Source organism: uncultured Varibaculum sp., assembly GCF_902489465.1.
Lineage (GTDB): Bacteria > Actinomycetota > Actinomycetes > Actinomycetales > Actinomycetaceae > Varibaculum.
On record NZ_CABTZZ010000037.1, the window covers coordinates 1 to 17748 of the forward strand.

The window sequence follows — 17748 nt, forward strand, 5'->3', positions numbered from 1 at the left end:
AAACGGACAAATGTCCTGAAACACCCCAAACCCAAAACGGACAAATGACCCGAAACACCCACCCCAAAAACCCAAAAAATCCCGCGACATATGCGGACATATGTCGCGGGACATCACATTCGTCGGGGTGACAGGATTTGAACCTGCGACCTCTTCGTCCCGAACGAAGCGCGCTACCAAGCTGCGCCACACCCCGCGTAACTCCCATATTGTAGGCAGACCCTCGGTAAATCTAAAAATCACCTGCCTAGATTTCGGCGGATGTCACACTAAAGTCAACCCTGAAACCAGAAAACACTATCTCGAAGGCAGAAACTATAGCAGGAAGCTACCAAGAGATAGCCCTGTCGCCGCCGCTAGCAGCGAGAGCGCCCACACCAGCAGCAACGCTCCCCAGGCACGACGCCAATTTCCCCGTTCCGTAACCGAAAAAATATCGAGTACAAAAGTAGAAAAAGTAGAAAACCCACCCAAAAATCCGGTAGCTAACAGGACATAAACCCGGCTATCAGAGTGCAGGCCGCCACTGCTCACCGCGGCAATCAGCATCCCGCCCAACAGACAAGCCAACACGTTCACCAAAGCGATACCTCCGGCGGGGTGGCGTTTTTCAAGCTTTAGCCAAGTCACGTCGATCCCCCAACGGCACAGCGCCCCTACTCCGCCACTCGCCCCTAAAGCCAAGGCAAAACCGATTCCACCCATTATCGCTCCTGCCCACGTCCGCTCTTGGCGCGCCCTCCCGGGGTATCTTTGGTCGCTAACCGGTACCCCAAGCCTGCCAGCACCACCCCGATTACCAGGAGAATTATCGCTACAGTTGCGGCAGGGTAAAAGTTTCCACTGAGCGCCCAAAATTCACTATACAAAGAGGTTTTCTCACCACTAACCGCTGCGATTCCAAAGGCCGAGAAGGTGGTGAAAGAACCTAAGAACCCGGTGGTAATCCCCAGTTTTAGGGGAGTTCCCAAACGATGCAGGCCAGTCCCTTTCCGATTAGCACGCGTTTTTACATATCCCAGCAGAAAAGCCCCCACCAGATTCGCTAAAATCACCCCAAAAGTAAGCGCCGACCAGCTGAAATAATTTTTTGAAATCGGCAAAGTCCAGCTATCTAGCCCCCAGCGTGCCAAAGTTCCCGCCATACCACCAGTAAAAATAGCAACCGCATCCGCCCCTATTCGCCGAGCAGGATGCTTAGCCACATCACGGGGCTTATCCACAGGTTATCCCCTCGACCTTAATCATCACAGGTAACATCATTTTCAGGTAAAATCCCCGCCACCAGGTATTTGTCTACCGTTTCCGCTACGCACTCCGACCCTAAACCGTAAGCCGTATGGGAATAGGATTTCCAAGTCAGCAGCCGCGAGGCAGGGATTTGCCGGTGTACCGATTGCGCCATTTCATAGGGGGTGGCCGGGTCGTTGGTATTTCCCACTAGCAAAATGGGTTGCGCCCCCACAATCTTCACTTTTTCCCGTTTCGCGGTAGACTGCCACGGCCAGGCCGCGAGCGCATATTCTCCATACGCCATGGAAGATCCCATCAAGGGAAAATCCTGCACCAGTTTTTGCCCGCGCTGATCCCACTCTTTTTGATTTCCCTGCACCGGGTAGTCGGCGCCGTTAATCGCAATAAAAGCATCTAAAGCATTGTTCTCAAACTTGCCGTCTGCGCCGCGTTGATTAAACAAATCAGAGATCCTCAGCAAAGGCGCGCCGTCGCCTTTCAACGCTGCTTGCAGTCCCTCTAGCAGCGAGGGATACAGAGTTTCGTAATAGAGCATCCCCACCGCTGCCCCAAAAGCTAAAGCCCCATTTAGGGGGCGGGCAGAATCATTAGTGGGAATCGGCGAGGCATCGGCGGCAGAAAAAAACTGTTTTAACTGTTTTATTCCGGCTTGCGTATCTTTCCAGGGACAATCCTTGCCTTCGCGTGCACACCAGGCAGCAAAGTTACCAAACGCCGCCTCGAAACCTTTGGCTTGCGCCATTGAGACTTCCCCATAGGAGTAAGACCCATCCAAAACCCCGTCTAATACCAGGCGTCCCACATTTTTAGGAAATAGTTGCGCATAGGTAGTCCCCAGAAAAGAACCATAGGAATAGCCCAGGTAAGAGAGTTTTTTATCTCCTAGGACGGCCCGCAAAATATCTAAATCCCGCGCGACAGAAACGGTATCCAGATATCGTGCGAAGTCGCCGTGCTTTTCCTGACAGCGCTGGGCAAACTCTTTCATATCTACAATGGAACGCTCCCTGCCCGCGGCCGTACCCAGATCGAGGCTTTCAGCTAAGGACTCATCCTTTTGCGCATCGGTGGTGCACTCGAGCGGGTGCGAGCGAGAAACTCCGCGCGGATCAAACCCGACCACATCAAAAGAGGAAAAGACCTGCTTAGAAAGCATATCTTCCGAATTTTTTAACAGGTTTACTCCCGATCCGCCCGGCCCTCCCGGATTGATAAGTAAGCTCCCTAAGCGTTTTCCGCTAGCCCGGCTGCGCGCCAGCGCCAACTCAATATCTTCCTTCTGGGTGTCGCTATAGTCCAAAGGTACTTTCACCCGCGCGCATTGATAGTCTTGATAGTCGCTTTCCTCGCAGGGCGCCCAGGAAACTTTTTGCTGATAGTAGCGTTCCAGCCCGGCGGGAATGGCAGCGTCCTCGCCGTCTAAGGAATTAGTTTCTGAGGACGTAGACGGGGTCACCCGGGTATCAGATTTGGAGACAACGCTACAGGCTGACAGCATCAAGCAACCGGTAAAAACTATTGCTACCAGCATTGACAGTTTGTGTTTACTCATAAACTACTGCCTCAAATCCATCATCATTGCTTCCATCGTAAGTAGCGGCGTCACATTTGCTGCTAGACGCCGCCTGGCGGTGCGAATCGCGTCCATGCGTTGTACGGTACGCTCTGGCGCAGAGCCTTTTGCCAATCTCGTAATCGCTTCCGTTAGATCAACATTAATTAGCGGCACTTTAGCCCCGCTTTGCAGCAGATAAACATCTCGATAAAACCCAAGAAGATTAAGTAATACTCGATCTAGACTATCGCGTAGGTAGCGGGTAGAGCGCCGTTTTTGATCTGCTTTTAGCGCAGTTTCCTGGGCTTTTAGGGCCGGGGGTAGTCGCGACCCCTCCTGGTCATATCCCAGGGAGCGTCGCAACTGCGTCAGTTCCTGCTGATCTTTTTCTTCCGCTCGTTTACTAGCATCGGTTTTTGCTGCCTCCACCAATTTTTGCGCCAGCAGCGCGGCCTCGCCCACGCTGGAAGTAGTGGTAGCAGACAGTAAAATCTTTCGGCGGCGCTCCAGTTCCTCCGGATCGCGAGCTAAAGATTTCGCCACCCCAATATGAGATTGAGACAGCGCAGCTGCCTGGCGGGCAGTTTCGGGAGCGATCCCTTGTTTTTCAATCAGCAACTGCGCCACTTCCGGAACGCTGGGAGTAACCAGGCTGACGTGGCGGCAGCGGGAACGAATCGTGGGTAACACATCGCCGGGTTGGGTAGTGCACAGTAGCCACACGGTACGCGGGGGCGGTTCCTCAATCGCTTTCAGCAATAGATTGGAGGTACGCTCCACCATCCGATCGGCGTCCTCCATCAGTATCACTCGCCATTTTCCTCCGGCAGGCGCCTGCTGTGCCAGCGTCACCAGAGAAGCAATCTCCTCCATTTTGATAATCAGCCGTTCGGTGGTCACCACTTTCACGTCCGGATGGGTACCTTTAAGTACGCGGCGGCACTCCCCACATTCCCCGCAGCCCGGAGTTTGCGGATCTTCACATTGCAAAGCGGCCGCGAAAGCTAGCGCCGCTACCGACCGCCCCGCACCGGGAGGACCGGTCACCAACCAGGCATGCGACATTTGCCTGGTTAAAGCCGAGTCTGCTATCTGCTGCTCATTTGCCTGCCGGAGGACGCGCGCGGAGTGCGCAGCAGTCTCAAAAATCTTTACCGCCGCTTTTTGTCCGACGATCTGATCCCATACGCTCATAACTGCTGCAACCCGATTTGGGGACTATCATCGGCCTGAGTATCCGCCTCGCGGGCACTCAAATCTAGTAGCGACCACGCGCTTCCGGTCTGCTCTTGACCAGCCTGCATTTTCGCCCTCGCCGCAAAAGCCGCGCTAACTAGCGATAACACTTGCTGATGAATCTCTTCTACCCCACGGGTAGCATCCAGTACTTTTATCCGCTGCCGATCGCGCTCGGCAATCTGCAAGAAGGCTTGCCGTACCGCCTGGTGAAAAGCCAGGCCTGCCGACTCCATCCGGTCAGGGCGCTCAGTGCGCCGCGCCACTAGCACTTCCGGATCACCGTCCAGCAATATAGTCAGATCCGGGAGCAGGTTTCTGGTTGCCCATAGAGAAATCTCCTCAATTTTTTCTAACCCTAGACCCCGTCCTATTCCCTGATAGGCCAGCGAAGAATCCAGGTAACGATCAGATACTACTATCTCCCCCGCCTGCAGATGCGGTTTGATTATAGTCTGCACGTGCCAAGCCCGATCCGCAGCATAAAGCAGCGCCTCAGTGTGGGGGTCAAGGTCTTCACCATGCATCACTTCCCGGCGCAGCCTTTGCCCCAACAAGGTGCCGCCCGGTTCAAAAGTGGTGATCGCAGCTGCCCCGCGCGCCACTAAAGCCTGCATCAACAGTTTCACCTGAGTAGATTTCCCGGTATAGTCCCCTCCTTCGAAGGAGATAAAGAAACCTGGATAGGGCATGGCGGCATTCATGTGCTTAGCTTACCGAACTTAGTTAGCTCAGCGCGTTACCTCCGGTGATAAAACGGGCATTAGCCCGATAAAACGTAACTAAGTAGCTGGCAACCTCTAGGTTCCTTAAGCAGATTGGCTTTCCCACCATGCCAGCAGCCGCTCACGCGCCGCCTCTTTGCCAATCTCGCCCTCTTCGAGTCGCAAATTCAGCAGATACTTATAGGCTTTCCCCACCTGCGGTCCGGGTTTTAGCTGGAGGATTTGCATTATTTCTTCCCCGTCTAGTTCGGGGCGGATCCGGGACAGCTCCTCTTTTTCGGCCAGCTGGGCAATGCGTTTTTCCAGGTCATCATAGGCGTGTTCTAGGCGCGCCGCGCGGCGTCGATTCCGGGTCGTGCAATCGGCGCGGGTCAGGCGATGCAGACGAGTGAGCATCGGCCCGGCATCGGCCACGTAGCGACGCACCGCCGAGTCACTCCAAGCCTGCTCCCCATAGCCGTGAAACCGCAGGTGCAACGCAACTAACTGGGTTACCTCTTTAATGGTTTGTTTATCAAAGTGAAGGGCGTGCATCCGTTTACGGGTAAGTTTCGCTCCCACGATCTCGTGATGATGGAAAGATACCGTCCCATCTTTTTCGAAACGGCGGGTGGCAGGTTTGCCCACGTCATGCAGGAGGGCGGCAAAACGCAACACGAAATCGGGACGCGGCACCTCTCCCTCTGGCCCGGTCTCTAAAGCTATTGCCTGGTCCACTACGGTCAAGGTGTGTTCGTAGACATCTTTGTGGCGGCCGTGTTCATCTACGGTGGCGCGCAAATTCGCCACTTCTGGTAGCACCATCGCCGCCAGCCCGGTATAAACCATTAGTTCCAGGCCTTTGCGCGGATTTTTACCCACCATCAAGGCTTCCAGTTCGGAGCGCACCCGCTCGGGGGAAACAATCTCGATGCGGCTCGCCATATTTTCCATGGCCGCCATCACCGGCATGGTCACGTCTAGGTCAAGCTGGGAGGCGAACCGGGCAGCTCGCATCATACGCAAGGGGTCATCATCGAATGATTGCTCGGGGGAAACTGGAGTACGTAACTGGCCGGCAACTAAATCGGCAATCCCCTGATGGGGATCCACCAGGGTTAAATCTGGTAGCCGCAGCGCCATCGCGTTCACCGTAAAATCTCGACGCGTTAAGTCGCCCTCTAAAGTATCCCCAAACTCTACCGCAGGTTTACGGCTATTTTTTTGATATTTATCGCTGCGATAGGTAGTTACTTCTACGGTTAAACCTGCTTTATGGGCTCCAATAGTGCCGAACTCTTTACCCATGGTCCACACGTTTCCCGCCCAGTCTTTCAAAATCTGTTCGGTTTCATCTGGACGCGCTGAAGTCGCCAAGTCCCAATCGTGAGGCTCGCGGCCACACATGGCGTCCCGTACTGGCCCACCTACCAGGGAAAGCTCTTGGCCTTTGGCGGTAAATAGTTCCGCGAGTTCTAAAATCACTGCCGGCAGCTTAGAAAGCGCCTGCAGCATATTCGCGAGGGCGGAGGCCGCATTTTCCGGCAACTGTACCTCGCTAGCGTTCAGGCCAGCAGGATCATTAGCTAACTTTAGATTCTTATTCATTGTTTACAGATTGCCAGAAAGCCCAGCCGTCTTCCAAGTGGCAAGTTGTTAGCTCGCTGACAAGGGGGCAAGGTAGCATTAAAGATATGTCCGTTCGCAATTCGTATCGTCGCCGGCACCGCGCCAAGTCGCGCCGCGCTGCCTCGCTACCAATTGTGGACGAGACTTCTGCTGGCGGTTTGGTGGTAAAAGTTGAGGATCACCAGGCTTTCGTGGCTTTAATCGCCCGTCGTAACCGCAATGGCAATATCGAATGGTGCCTGCCTAAAGGTCATTTGGAACCGGGCGAAACCGCGCAAGAAGCCGCGCGCAGAGAAATTTTTGAAGAAACCGGGATCAAAGGAAAAGTGATTGCCCCTCTGATCTCTATCGACTACTGGTTCGCGGGAGCCGGCAGGCGAATCCATAAAGTGGTACACCACTATCTTTTAGAGGCTACGGGTGGCACGATTACCGTCGATAATGATCCGGATCATGAAGCGGAGGCCGCTGCTTGGGTTCCCCTGGATATGGTCTCCAAAGTGCTGGTTTACCCAAATGAACGCAGAGTGGTAGCCACTGCCCTGGAACTATTAGAAATAGAGGACTAGGGTGGCTATCTCACGGCTGAGGGGCAGAGTGTTCGGGGTGGTAGTTACCGTGCTACTCACCCTTTGCTGCACTTTTAATCCCGGGAGCCCCCCGGTAGCTAAAGCTGCCCCGCAATCGCCAGCACTGCAGCTGACTGCGGCCATTACTGCGATTAGCCCCGATACCCTCTCCTATAAAGAGGATGAGCAGGCGCGAGCAGAAAAGGTTACGGTGACCGGAACCGTTAGCAACCACACCGATGCCACTGTAGATAATGTATTAGTTCAGGTGTCCACTACTTCCAGATTGGGAGAGGATGCCGAGACTATTCGCACCTGGGTTAAAGAGGAATCTGATAGGGGGATGGGGGTTTTACGCCTTCGACAAAGTAAAACCTTAACGCAGGTGCCAGCGAAAAAAACTGTAAAGTTTGCAATAGAGATTCCCACCAATAGCCTTCCTGCCCCAAGTAAGAACAGTTTGGGGAGTCTGGGGGTTCAAGCTAACGTTTCCGCTAGCAAGGTGAAAAGAAATAATACCCGGGGTGACCGATCCCTGCTGTTGTATGCACCGCAAACAGAATCACCGGCAAATAGTTCCTTGGCGATAATAGCTCCCCTTTCGGCCTCTTCCCCTGAAATCGCCAAATGGTTGGCCAGGGATGGAATCGGCAGTCAGGCTACTGCCAGTACCCAGACGTCCAGTCAAGTCGACGAGCCATTGAAAAGCGTGGGCGATAATGCAAAACTGTTGAGCAACCTGTCAACTACGGGAATTACTTGGGTGGTGGATCCTGCCCTCTTGCACACTAACTCTCCTCTCTTAACCGGTAGTTTTGCTCCTTTACCAGAGAAACCTGACCCTTTAAGTCTTGACCCGGTAATGCTTGAGGCTCTGAAAACTGCGCAAGCTAAAGGCGCTAGTGTTTCACTTGATTTATGGGGCGCACCTGACCTAGTGCAATTAGATAAAAACGCGCTGGCTAAAGCAGCAGAAGGAAACCGCCAGTTGGGAGCATTACTGGAAAAGGAACTAACCCTAGCTCCCAGTACCATTTTTTTGGCTAATCCCCACTGGGCAGGCCGTACCGATGCTATCTGTGGCAGCTCCGAAAGCCGATTGAGCGGGGGTTGCGTCCTAGTTACCGGCGGAGATCAGTTGCCCCTAACGCGAAGCTACAACTATCAACCAGACCTGCTAGGGCAAGCTAAAACCGGGGATCAAACCCGTCAATTCCTAGCAGATCATGGGACTTTATCGGCACTTTTGGCTTCTTCTTCTACCGAGGACGCTTTCACTAATACCCAGGTAGCTCGCGCCATGCTGGCCGCAATCGCCAGTGAACGTCCTTCACAACCCCGACTCATTAACGCAGTTTTACCAAATGGAGCCCTAGATGCTGCGGTAACCCAACAGCGTTTAAGTAAAATCCTTAGCGACTCGTGGGTTAAGGGAACCTCTCTACCGCAAGCGCTCGGAGCAGATCCTACCTCGGTAACTTTAGGTACCAATCCCAAAATCCAGAATCTGGCACCAGATACTCCCGGAACTTTAGGTGTCGCCGGGAGTTCTTCCCATAGCGCCACCAAATCGCTAAATACTGCCCGCCAGCGCGTCATGCCGTCCTTAGAGCAAATAGCTCCGGACCACCAGCGCATTACTACTCCCCTATATCAGCAGCTTTTGCTTTCCACTTCCCGGGCAATGACTAGTGCGGAACGTAACCAGGCGATCACTAATGCGGGTAGTCAGCTCGACCTGCTGTCTCGGGCGGTACAAATTCAGACTTCTTCCCAAATAAATTTGATTGCTAGCAGTTCCCAAATACCGATTAAAGTGTTAAATCGACTCCCAGTTGAGGTGAACGTACGCTTAAAGCTACAGCCAACTGATTCGCGTCTGCGAGCGGACTCAACAGTAGCGGTGAGCTTAGCTCCCAAGGGATCAAAAACCGTAAAGATTCCAATTACTGCGGTGCGTAACGGTAACGTCCGGGTGAAAGTAGCGATCTTACCGCAGACCAGTAATCTAGTTCTTGATCAGCAACAGCAAATTGACCTGCGGATTCGTACCGGATGGGAGGATAAGATTTTTCTTGGTTTTATCTTTAGTGCGGCAGCGATCTTTATAGTTGGTTTGATTGTTAATTTCCGCCGGGGCACCCGGATGGAACAAGAATAAAGCGAAGGAGGAGGCAGTGAGCAGCGAGGACGAAAAAACCGACCCAGAAATTAAGGGCATAAAAAAAATTAATGTGGCTCGTGCCTCGGGAATCATGCTAGCTGGAACCATGGTTTCCCGGCTACTGGGTTTTGTGCGGGCTGCCCTGCTAATTGCGCTTATCGGTTCGATTGGGGCTAATGATGCCTTCCAGGCCGCTAATAGCCTTCCCAATATTATTTATAATCTGCTAGCTTCCTCTATTCTTTCCGCGGTGTTGGTTCCCCAGATTGTGCGAGCCCTGCAACGCAAAAACTCTGATGAGTTTATTAATCGGCTGCTCACCTTATTTACTACCGGACTGGCGCTGTTAACTCTGGTATGCGTAGCCCTGGCGCCGGTATTCGTTACTTTATTTGCGGCGAAACTGGATCCGGGATGGAAACAGCTGGCGATTACTTTTTCTTATTGGTCCTTGCCCCAGGTGTTCTTCTACGGTCTTTATTCCCTGTGGGGACAATTCCTCAACGCTAAAGGCTCTTTCGGCCCCTATATGTGGGCACCGGTAGTAAACAACGTGGTGGGGATTGCAGGAATTTTTATTTTCTGGCGGGTACTAGGTACCGAAACCGATTGGGCGGGTGACCCCAGCGTGTGGACCGGGGAACCTGTTGTTTTATTAGCCGGTATTTCCACGTTAGGAATCGTGGTGCAAGCCCTGATTTTGCTGATTCCGCTGCGCCGCACCGGTTTCAAAATGCGTCCAGTATGGGGTATTCGTGGCTATGGCTTAGGAGAAGTATCTCGCACTGCCATCTGGGCTTTTTCAGCTTTATGTGTAGCCCAGCTGGGTTTTTTGGCGATTTCTAATATTGCGGCCGCAGCTAACGGTTACGCTGCCAAACATCAGGTAACTATCGCCACCACTACGGCTTATAACACTGCCTTTACGGTATACATGATTCCGCAATCAATGATTGTGACTTCGGTAGTTACCGCCATGTTTACCTCTATGAGCGCTATGGTGGCCGTCGGACAGCTCTCTCGCTTACGCACCCAGTTCCTTAACACCCAGCAGGGGGTTTCTTTAATCACTTGCCTGTGTTCGGTACTAATCGTGGTTTTGGCGCTGCCAATTATGCAGTTCATCATGCCTACTACCCCGATCGCTTCTGTGCAGGCCTTTGCGCAAGTGTTGGCGGTAATGGCTTTGGGGATTCCTTTCCTGGGATTCTTTAACCTTTCGCAGCGCCTAATTTTGGCCTTTGCTGATGCCCGCAGTACTTTCCTGGTACAGATTCCGATGACTATTTGTACCCTAATTGTTTGTGGTTTAACGGTGCTGCTACTACCAGTCAAATATTGGGTAATGGGAGCTTCCGCCGGTATGCAACTGTCCTACCTGGTGGGATCCGTCCTCACGATTTGGCATTTGCACAAGAAACATCTGCCTTTAAAGTTTACTGCTCAAGTGGGTCGTTCACTGGTGACTATTACCCTAGCGACTCTCGGTGCCGGCTGTGCGGGTTGGTTGATTTTGCATTACTGGGGACCTTTGGCTGGTTCCCCCAGCGATCCGGCTCTGGTGCATATGACGGGGGCATTAGCCAGGGTACTGGTGGTAACCCTAGTAATGACTGTGCTCTACCTTGGTCTGCTATTAGTCTGGCGCTGTCCTGCGCTTTCCCTTTTGGCGGCGCCTATCTGGGCTAAGCTGAGCAAAGGCCGTCCTCTGCCGCAAATACTAACCTATGTTCCCAGCGAGGCTCAGCTGACATCTAACTCACAGTCCCCAGAGGGCGTCAGCGAGCAAGAGGCGATAAACTCTAGGGAAGATGATCCCGCTCTCGCAACCTTGGGGGAGGACGAACACGCGCAAACCCAGGTTAAGGCGACACTACGTCCCAGCGAAACCGGAAATGATTCCTATGTGCAGCCTCAAAATGAATTAAGCAAGGAAGATGAGGATCAAGTGGCCAGTGAACATCTTGAACCCGAGGTGACAGCTATCAGCTATAACGCCGACGGATACGTTAACCTGCAATCCGGTATGACTTTGCATTTCCCCGGTCAGGAACGCTTTTGTGTGCTTAGCCTCAACCAGCGTCTGGCGGGAAAATTCTTGCCGGAAAAGGATGCCTGGGTAGTCAGTGATGAAGCCGGTCAACCTGCCGAGCTGCTGGTGCTGCAGGGAATACGGGAAAAAACTCGCGAATACTATACGCAACTGCAGCAAGTTAAGGCTCCAGGTTTCCAGGAATTTATTTGGATTTCCTCTGATCCAGTGGACGCGGTTTTATTGCAGGCCACCCCGGATCTACCGTTGAGTGAGATTGTAGGTTCCGGTATGCCGGCACCGGTAATCCACTCTTTGATTTCGCAGGTGAGCGCAGGATTATCTGAACTTCATGAGGCAGGCTTAGCACATGGGGCTATCGATCCGGCCCATATCTTAGTGTCAGCTACCGGAGAAGTGATTATTCGCCTAGACGTAGCCGATCAAAACGCATCCGCTGATTTAACGGCGGCGCAAACCCGAGACGGACAGCGGGTTTTAGAACTGCTCTATTTCTTGACTAGCGGTAATCGTGACCAGTTCTCGAAAGCAAAAGCTGGCGAAAAACTACTTCCGCCTTCTGAGTTCCATCACGGAAGCGATGTGGATTTAGATGCGGTAGCCCTGGCGGGGGCAGCGATGCCTTCTCCTCGCCTATGCCAGGCTATCTGGAAGCAACTGGGAACGAGCGAACTAGACCCGGTAGCTAACTGGTTAGCCACCCTAGATGACCAAAGAGAAACCGACGGGGAAAAGTCACCGCAGGTAACCGCGCCTACTCCAGAAGAGCCTTCAGCGTTTGCGGACGCACAAGCAGCTTCCGATAATGGGGATACACCTGAGCGTAATAATTTGACTGCGGAAACCAACCGCGCCGAAGAAGAAACCAGTGATCCTAGCGACCCCGGCAATCAAGACGGCTCGTCCTCACCCCAAAAGAGCGCTACAGATAATAGCGAAGACGAAGATAATCCTTCGGTAGGCGATAGCGAGGACGTATCCTCACCGGTTTCTTCCAGTAGCGATACCCCCGCCACCACTAGTGATAGCGAAAATGCGGAGGAGAACGATAGAGAGGTAGAGCCCCAGGACAAAAGTTTAGCTATGGAGGCTGCTACTTCTGCCCGGGCTATTAAACCAGTATTACCTCCCGCAGCTAAAATCCCGGGACACCGCCACCAGCCCTATCAGGAATCTGCAAAAACCCAGGCAATCCCTCTAACCGAGATGCAGGAAATGAATCTTAACCCGCAGGAAGAAAAGGCAGGTGATGGCGCCTGGGTGCCGCAAGCGGTAAGTTCCCAGCAAGCCCGTCAGGGATCCCGCCCGCAACCACCAAACTTCTTGGGTCGCCTCGGGTCAGGTAAATCCTCGAACTCGGTGGGACAGATACCTACGCTAGCTACTTTAGATTCAAAAATGAAAACCCCCGGAGAACTGGGCTTAGGCTCCGAGCAAGCTGCTCAGAAATCCTCACCCCAGAAACCGAAGTTTTCTAAAAATCCGAAAAAAGCCGCGAAACAGAAAGCGAAACTAGCAGAAAAAATTAATAGGGACGCTCAAAAAGCTGCTCGCCAAGCTGAACGGCGCCGACAGCGCGAACAGCGCCGGCAAGAACGGATTTCCCAGCTATCGCCTAAAGATTTAGAGCCGGTGAACGTCAGCCGGCGGCTGATCGTTTCTAGCCTGGTGGGGATGGCAATAGTACTAGTTCTTTCGGTGATGGTGTTAGCGTTTTGGCCGCGTCACACCCCGCCGGTAGCCAAACCAACTACCTCTCAAACCCAAACCCAAAAAGTTGCCCCTAAGCCAGCACCGGTAACTAAACCTGCCGAAATCGCCGGAGTTGCTTCTATAGATGCCGAAGGCAATGACACCGAGCATCCGGAGCTCGCTGACCGGATGATTGATGGTGATGAAAATACCTGGTGGCGTTCGCGCTTCTTCCGCAACCCGAAGCTGGGGGATCGCAGCGGTTTTGGGGTGATAGTTACTTTCAAGGAACAGGCTAGTGTTTCTGAGATTAAGTTAAAAACCAATGCCCAAGGCGGAAAAATCGAGGTGCGTTCTCTACCGGAATCTGGCCTACCGCGAGATGGTAAAGTCCTAGCTACTGGTACTTTCTCCGATACGGTTAGCTTAAAACTTAACCCGAAAGCTAATACCCCGGCGCTGATCTTGTGGTTCCCGGAACTTCCTCTTGATAACACTGGAAACAACCGGGCAACCATTTCTGAAATCGCGGTTTCCTAGTCAGCCCTGACTATCCGGTTTCGCTCACCGCGTTAACTGGTTGCGCGGCGAGCTTTTTACCTGCGAAAATAGTTTTGACAATAACGGTTAAGACCCTGATCTAGGAGGTTCCATGTCGGTACGCGACATTATCATTATCGGTTCTGGACCGGCCGGCTATACGGCAGCGATCTACACTGCCCGCGCGGGGCTTAACCCCCTACTAATCGCCGGGGAGGTAACCGCCGGTGGTGCCCTAATGAATACCACCGAGGTAGAGAACTTTCCCGGTTTTCCCGAGGGGATTCAAGGCCCAGATTTAATGGCGAATATGCTTGCTCAGGCCGAGCGTTTCGGATGCGAGATTCTTTACGAGGACGCCCTAGAAGTTTCTCTTGCCGAGGAAGAGAAAAAAGTAGTCACCTCCGAAGGAGAATATCTGGCGCGCCGGGTGATTTTGTCTATGGGTTCGGAATACCGCAAACTTAACGTGCCTGGAGAAGCCGAACTATCGGGACGAGGCGTCTCCTATTGCGCCACCTGTGATGGTTTCTTCTTCAAAGATCAACACTTGGCAGTGGTGGGCGGGGGAGACTCCGCGATGGAAGAGGCGCTGTTCTTAACCAAGTTCGCCAAGAAGGTGACGGTGATTCACCGCCGTGACCAATTGCGAGCCTCCCAGATTATGGCTGAACGGGCTGCGGCTAACCCGAAGATTGATTTCGCTTGGAACAGTACTGTTGCCCAGATTAATGGGGAAGATAAAGTTGAATCGTTGACTTTAAAGTCTACGGTAGACGGCAAAGAAAGCACCTTGGACGCCACCGGAGTGTTTGTGGCGATCGGCCACGAACCGCGCTCGCAGCTAGTAAACGGGCAAGTTGATTTGGACGAGGCCGGATATGTGCGGGTTAATGAACCGGGAACCGCCACTAACCTGAAAGGAGTTTTCGCCTGCGGAGACCTGGTTGATCACACTTATCGCCAAGCGATTACTGCCGCGGGCTCAGGGTGCCGAGCCGCCCTCGATGCCGAACGTTCCCTAGCCGACTAAGAACTGATTTTTACCATCTTTAGAGAGGAAAATACGAGATGACTAAACCGTTAGAAGTAACCGAAAATAGCTTTGACCAGGAAGTCTTGAAAGCTGAGATCCCGGTTTTGGTAGATTTTTGGGCGCCTTGGTGTGGGCCTTGCCGTCAAATGGGGCCGATAGTAGACGAAATAGCTGCCGAGGTTGCCGGGAAAGCTAAAGTGGTTAAAGTCAATATTGATGAAAACCCCCAGTTGGCCGCCAAGTACGGGATTAACTCGATCCCCATGTTTATGGTGTTCAACCAGGGGGAGATTACCCGGGGCATCCTGGGCGCTAACCCGAAACGCGAACTGCTAGGGCCGCTGCAGCAAGAAATCGACAAGTAGCGTGTCGTCTCTGCTCGCTTCCGCGAGGCTGTCTGCTTTTGCGAGTTCTAGTAGGGGTCTATAGGAGTTTTCATTAGCGCCTTATACTGCCCCTTATACTGAATAAGTGCGAAGTCTAAAGCGTTTTTTGATAGTAATAGCCGTGTTGGTACTCCTGCTGGGAGTGTTAGACCGGGTTGCTTGCTGGTGGGCGGAAAATGAGGGGACTGGGGTTCTAGAGAAGCGGGGCGCAGAAAACGCCACCGTTAAAGTTAATGACTTACCTTTCTTAACTTCTCTCATCGCCGGCAGTATTAACCAGGTGGACGTGACTATTCCTCGCCTAGATGTTGCCGCAGAAGGTGGCGCCATCCCCATAACCGCGGTTCGCGCCCAGATCAATCAGCTAGACCTGACGACCAGCCGGTTAAATATCGATAAAATCGGCCAGTTCAACGCTGAAGGTAATCTCAGCCAAGAGGCTTTTGCGCAGTTAGTGGCAAAAAAGGCGCCGGGAGTAAAAGTAAAACTGGATGCTGGGAAACTAGCTTTTACTACCCAAAAGTGGGGACAAGAAATCTTAGCTGAGGGGCAATTGTCACTAGCTAGCGGGGCAGATGGTTTGACCCCCACCCTGGTAGTCAAACCCACCGCCCTTAAAACTGAGCTACCCCGCTACCTGCAGGCTCGCCTGAAGCTGCCGGAGTTTTTACCCTCGATCAACATCCCGATCACCGGCTTGCCCGCCAATGTGCAGCTAAGCGCAGTAGAGGTTAAAGCCGATCACCTCAAATTTAAGCTGACTGGGAAGAATATCCCACTACAAAAGAATTCTGTTTCCTGATTTTGGGTTTGCCGGTTAATCTCAAGGGGATTAACCGGCTATTACCTGCAAAGGTGAAAACGGGGCGGGGTCGAAATAGAAGATACCTACTTCGACCCCGCCCCGGGCTTTCGGGTACGGAACCCCTGTTTTTGAAACCGGGCTACAGGCTGCGCACGATTTCTTCTACCGAGGATTTCGCATCGCCAAAGAGCATATCGGTGTTCTCGTTAAAGAACAGCGGATTTTGCACCCCGGCATAACCGGGATTCATCGACCGCTTAAACACCACTACTTGGCGGGCTTTCCACACTTCCAGTACCGGCATTCCCGCAATCGGGCTGCCCGGTTTAGTGGCATCGGGATTAACGGTATCGTTTGCTCCAATCACCAGTACTACGTCAGTATCGGGGAAGTCGTCGTTAATCTCATCCATTTCTAGCACCACATCATAGGGTACTTTGGCTTCTGCTAGCAGCACGTTCATATGTCCGGGCATCCGTCCCGCTACCGGGTGGATCCCGAAACGCACGTTTACTCCTGCCTCGCGCAGCTTGGCAGTCAGATCTGCTACCGGGAACTGGGCTTGTGCCTGCGCCATCCCGTAACCGGGGGTAATAATCACGCTGGAGGCATCCTTTAACGCTTGCGCGACCTCGGCCGCACTGGTTTCGGTGTAGTCGCCGTAATCGGTATCTGCCCCTTTAGCCGGTCCGCCGTCAGAGCCGAAGCCTCCCAAAATCACGGAGACGAACGAACGGTTCATGGCTTTGCACATGATGTAGGACAGGTAGGCACCAGAAGAACCCACCAAAGCCCCCGCGATAATCAGCATATTGTTACCCAACATGAAGCCCGCGGCAGCCGCTGCCCAACCAGAGTAAGAGTTAAGCATCGACACCACGACTGGCATATCGCCGCCGCCGATCGCGGCCACCAGGTGTAGCCCCAGTACCAGGGCGATTATGGTCATCACGATGATGGCGACCCACTGCATCCAGGTCAAGGTCATAGTGGTAGCGCTCAGGTGCGAGCCACGTACCATCACCCCAATGAGCCCGATGGACACAATAATGGCGATAGCGTTCAGCCAATTGCGTCCCGGCAAAGTTAGGGGCGCGCCCTTAATCTTCCCCGACAGTTTCAGGTAGGCAATGATAGAGCCGGTGAAGGTAACGGCACCAATAAAGATGCCCACTCCTACTTCCCCTAGGTGGAAACCTACGGTGGCCGGATTAATCGCAGTCGCCGCATCGGCTCCTGCCTTATTGAACTCCCAAGGCATATGGATGAAGGTATTAAAGCCCACCAGCACTGCCGCTAAACCTACAAAGGAGTGCAGCATGGCTACCAGTTCCGGCATGCCGGTCATGGGAATAGTTTTCGCTCGCCAAAGACCAATAATCGCGCCGGCAATCATCGCGACTGCAATCAGCAGCGCAGTTACCAAGGTCGATTGGTAACCGGGAGCCCCCGCGTTATATAGCGCCACCGCGATAGTAGCGACTACCGCTACCAGCATTCCGATTGCCCCGAAACGGTTACCCCGCAGGGCGGTCTCATTTTTTGATAGACCCGCGAGCGCCAAAATGAACAGCAGCGCCGCAATCAGATAGGCAATGTTTTGTCCTCGGCTAATCCAAAATTCGCTAGTTGTTGCACTGGCAACCAGGGTGGGGGCTGCCGCAGATAGAAGGTTACTCATTTCTTACTTCTCCTCCCCCCGGAACATGGTCAGCATTCGGTGGGTTACCGAGAAGCCGCCAAAGATGTTGATTGAAGCCACCAAGATTGCTAAGAAACTCAGCGCGGACACTATGGGTTTTGCGCTTCCTACCTGCAATATTGCGCCCACTAGAATAATTCCGGAAATGGCGTTGGTTTCACTCATTAACGGAGTGTGGAGCGAGTGGGTAACGGCAGTAATCACATAGAAGCCCACCACAATCGCCAGCATCAAAATGAAGTAGTAAGGGATCAACGGTTTGGGGGTGGCGGCAATCAAGGCCAGCCCTAAAACTATCCCTACCGTTGCCCACAACAATCGTTTACGTTTCTTCGCAGCCGCCTCTTCAGCTTTCTGGCGGGCATTAGCTGCAGCGTCCTCTACCGATTCCGTCTTGGCGGGGGCGGCGGGGGCCGCGGGGAC

14 protein-coding genes and 1 tRNA gene are annotated in these 17748 nt (G+C 53.1%); 6 read left to right on the plus strand and 9 right to left on the minus strand.

The features are described 5' to 3' along the window. Positions 1 to 122: 122 nt before the first annotated feature. From RDM26_RS06870 to RDM26_RS06900, 7 genes are all read right to left on the minus strand, one after another. Positions 123 to 196: transfer RNA gene (locus RDM26_RS06870), tRNA-Pro, on the minus strand. A gap of 119 nt (positions 197 to 315) precedes the next feature. Continuing rightward, positions 316 to 705, minus strand: a complete 390-nt coding sequence (locus RDM26_RS06875; RefSeq protein WP_307738247.1) for a CrcB family protein — start codon at positions 703 to 705, stop codon at positions 316 to 318. Continuing rightward, positions 705 to 1223, minus strand: coding sequence for a CrcB family protein (locus tag RDM26_RS06880; RefSeq protein ID WP_307738248.1), 519 nt, complete (start codon positions 1221 to 1223; stop codon positions 705 to 707). The genes RDM26_RS06875 and RDM26_RS06880 overlap by 1 nt, the downstream gene beginning before the upstream one ends. 17 nt (positions 1224 to 1240) lie before the next feature. Then, a complete protein-coding gene (locus RDM26_RS06885; protein ID WP_307738249.1) occupies positions 1241 to 2806 on the minus strand; it encodes an alpha/beta fold hydrolase in 1566 nt (521 codons plus the stop codon). 3 nt (positions 2807 to 2809) lie between these two features. Continuing rightward, positions 2810 to 4003 (minus strand): DNA polymerase III subunit delta', encoded by a 1194-nt coding sequence (locus RDM26_RS06890; RefSeq protein WP_307738250.1) that lies wholly within the window; start codon positions 4001 to 4003, stop codon positions 2810 to 2812. Next, positions 4000 to 4749 (minus strand): dTMP kinase, encoded by a 750-nt coding sequence (gene tmk, locus RDM26_RS06895; protein ID WP_307738251.1) that lies wholly within the window; start codon positions 4747 to 4749, stop codon positions 4000 to 4002. The genes RDM26_RS06890 and tmk overlap by 4 nt, the downstream gene beginning before the upstream one ends. A 105-nt stretch (positions 4750 to 4854) precedes the next feature. Beyond that, entirely contained in the window at positions 4855 to 6264 is a 1410-nt protein-coding gene (locus RDM26_RS06900) for a CCA tRNA nucleotidyltransferase (RefSeq protein ID WP_307738260.1), read from the minus strand. Between the two features lie 179 nt (positions 6265 to 6443). Here RDM26_RS06900 and RDM26_RS06905 point away from each other — a divergent pair, with 179 nt between their 5' ends. From RDM26_RS06905 to RDM26_RS06930, 6 genes are all read left to right on the plus strand, one after another. Beyond that, on the plus strand, positions 6444 to 6947 hold the full coding sequence (locus RDM26_RS06905) for an NUDIX domain-containing protein (RefSeq protein WP_307738252.1): 504 nt from the start codon (positions 6444 to 6446) through the stop codon (positions 6945 to 6947). A 1-nt stretch (position 6948) separates the two neighbouring features. After that, entirely contained in the window at positions 6949 to 9108 is a 2160-nt protein-coding gene (locus tag RDM26_RS06910; RefSeq protein WP_307738253.1) for a DUF6049 family protein, read from the plus strand. Between the two features lie 16 nt (positions 9109 to 9124). Beyond that, on the plus strand, positions 9125 to 13396 hold the full coding sequence (locus tag RDM26_RS06915; RefSeq protein WP_307738254.1) for a lipid II flippase MurJ: 4272 nt from the start codon (positions 9125 to 9127) through the stop codon (positions 13394 to 13396). A 112-nt stretch (positions 13397 to 13508) separates the two neighbouring features. After that, positions 13509 to 14429 carry a thioredoxin-disulfide reductase gene (gene trxB, locus RDM26_RS06920; protein WP_307738255.1) on the plus strand — a complete coding sequence of 307 codons (921 nt, stop codon included), beginning with the start codon at positions 13509 to 13511 and terminating at the stop codon, positions 14427 to 14429. A 38-nt stretch (positions 14430 to 14467) separates the two neighbouring features. Beyond that, positions 14468 to 14797, plus strand: coding sequence for a thioredoxin (trxA, locus tag RDM26_RS06925; protein WP_307738256.1), 330 nt, complete (start codon positions 14468 to 14470; stop codon positions 14795 to 14797). Between the two features lie 127 nt (positions 14798 to 14924). Next, complete coding sequence (locus RDM26_RS06930) at positions 14925 to 15620, plus strand: LmeA family phospholipid-binding protein (RefSeq protein WP_307738257.1); 696 nt, start codon at positions 14925 to 14927, stop codon at positions 15618 to 15620. Positions 15621 to 15762: 142 nt separating this feature from the next. On the opposite strand, the gene pntB is transcribed toward RDM26_RS06930, so the two are convergent. Next, positions 15763 to 17304, minus strand: coding sequence for a Re/Si-specific NAD(P)(+) transhydrogenase subunit beta (gene pntB / locus RDM26_RS06935; RefSeq protein ID WP_307738258.1), 1542 nt, complete (start codon positions 17302 to 17304; stop codon positions 15763 to 15765). 3 nt (positions 17305 to 17307) lie between these two features. Further along, a partial coding sequence (locus tag RDM26_RS06940) for a proton-translocating transhydrogenase family protein (RefSeq protein WP_307738259.1) occupies positions 17308 to 17748 on the minus strand: 441 nt, incomplete at its 5' end.

Coding starts and splice junctions, on each gene's coding strand:
- RDM26_RS06875 (WP_307738247.1), bottom strand. CDS start 705: ATGGGTGGAATCGGTTTTGCCTTGGCTTTAGGGGCGAGTGGCGGAGTA.
- RDM26_RS06885 (WP_307738249.1), bottom strand. CDS start 2,806: ATGAGTAAACACAAACTGTCAATGCTGGTAGCAATAGTTTTTACCGGT.
- RDM26_RS06890 (WP_307738250.1), bottom strand. CDS start 4,003: ATGAGCGTATGGGATCAGATCGTCGGACAAAAAGCGGCGGTAAAGATT.
- tmk (WP_307738251.1), bottom strand. CDS start 4,749: ATGAATGCCGCCATGCCCTATCCAGGTTTCTTTATCTCCTTCGAAGGA.
- RDM26_RS06900 (WP_307738260.1), bottom strand. CDS start 6,264: ATGCTGCAGGCGCTTTCTAAGCTGCCGGCAGTGATTTTAGAACTCGCG.
- RDM26_RS06905 (WP_307738252.1), top strand. CDS start 6,444: ATGTCCGTTCGCAATTCGTATCGTCGCCGGCACCGCGCCAAGTCGCGC.
- trxB (WP_307738255.1), top strand. CDS start 13,509: ATGTCGGTACGCGACATTATCATTATCGGTTCTGGACCGGCCGGCTAT.
- trxA (WP_307738256.1), top strand. CDS start 14,468: ATGACTAAACCGTTAGAAGTAACCGAAAATAGCTTTGACCAGGAAGTC.
- pntB (WP_307738258.1), bottom strand. CDS start 17,304: ATGAGTAACCTTCTATCTGCGGCAGCCCCCACCCTGGTTGCCAGTGCA.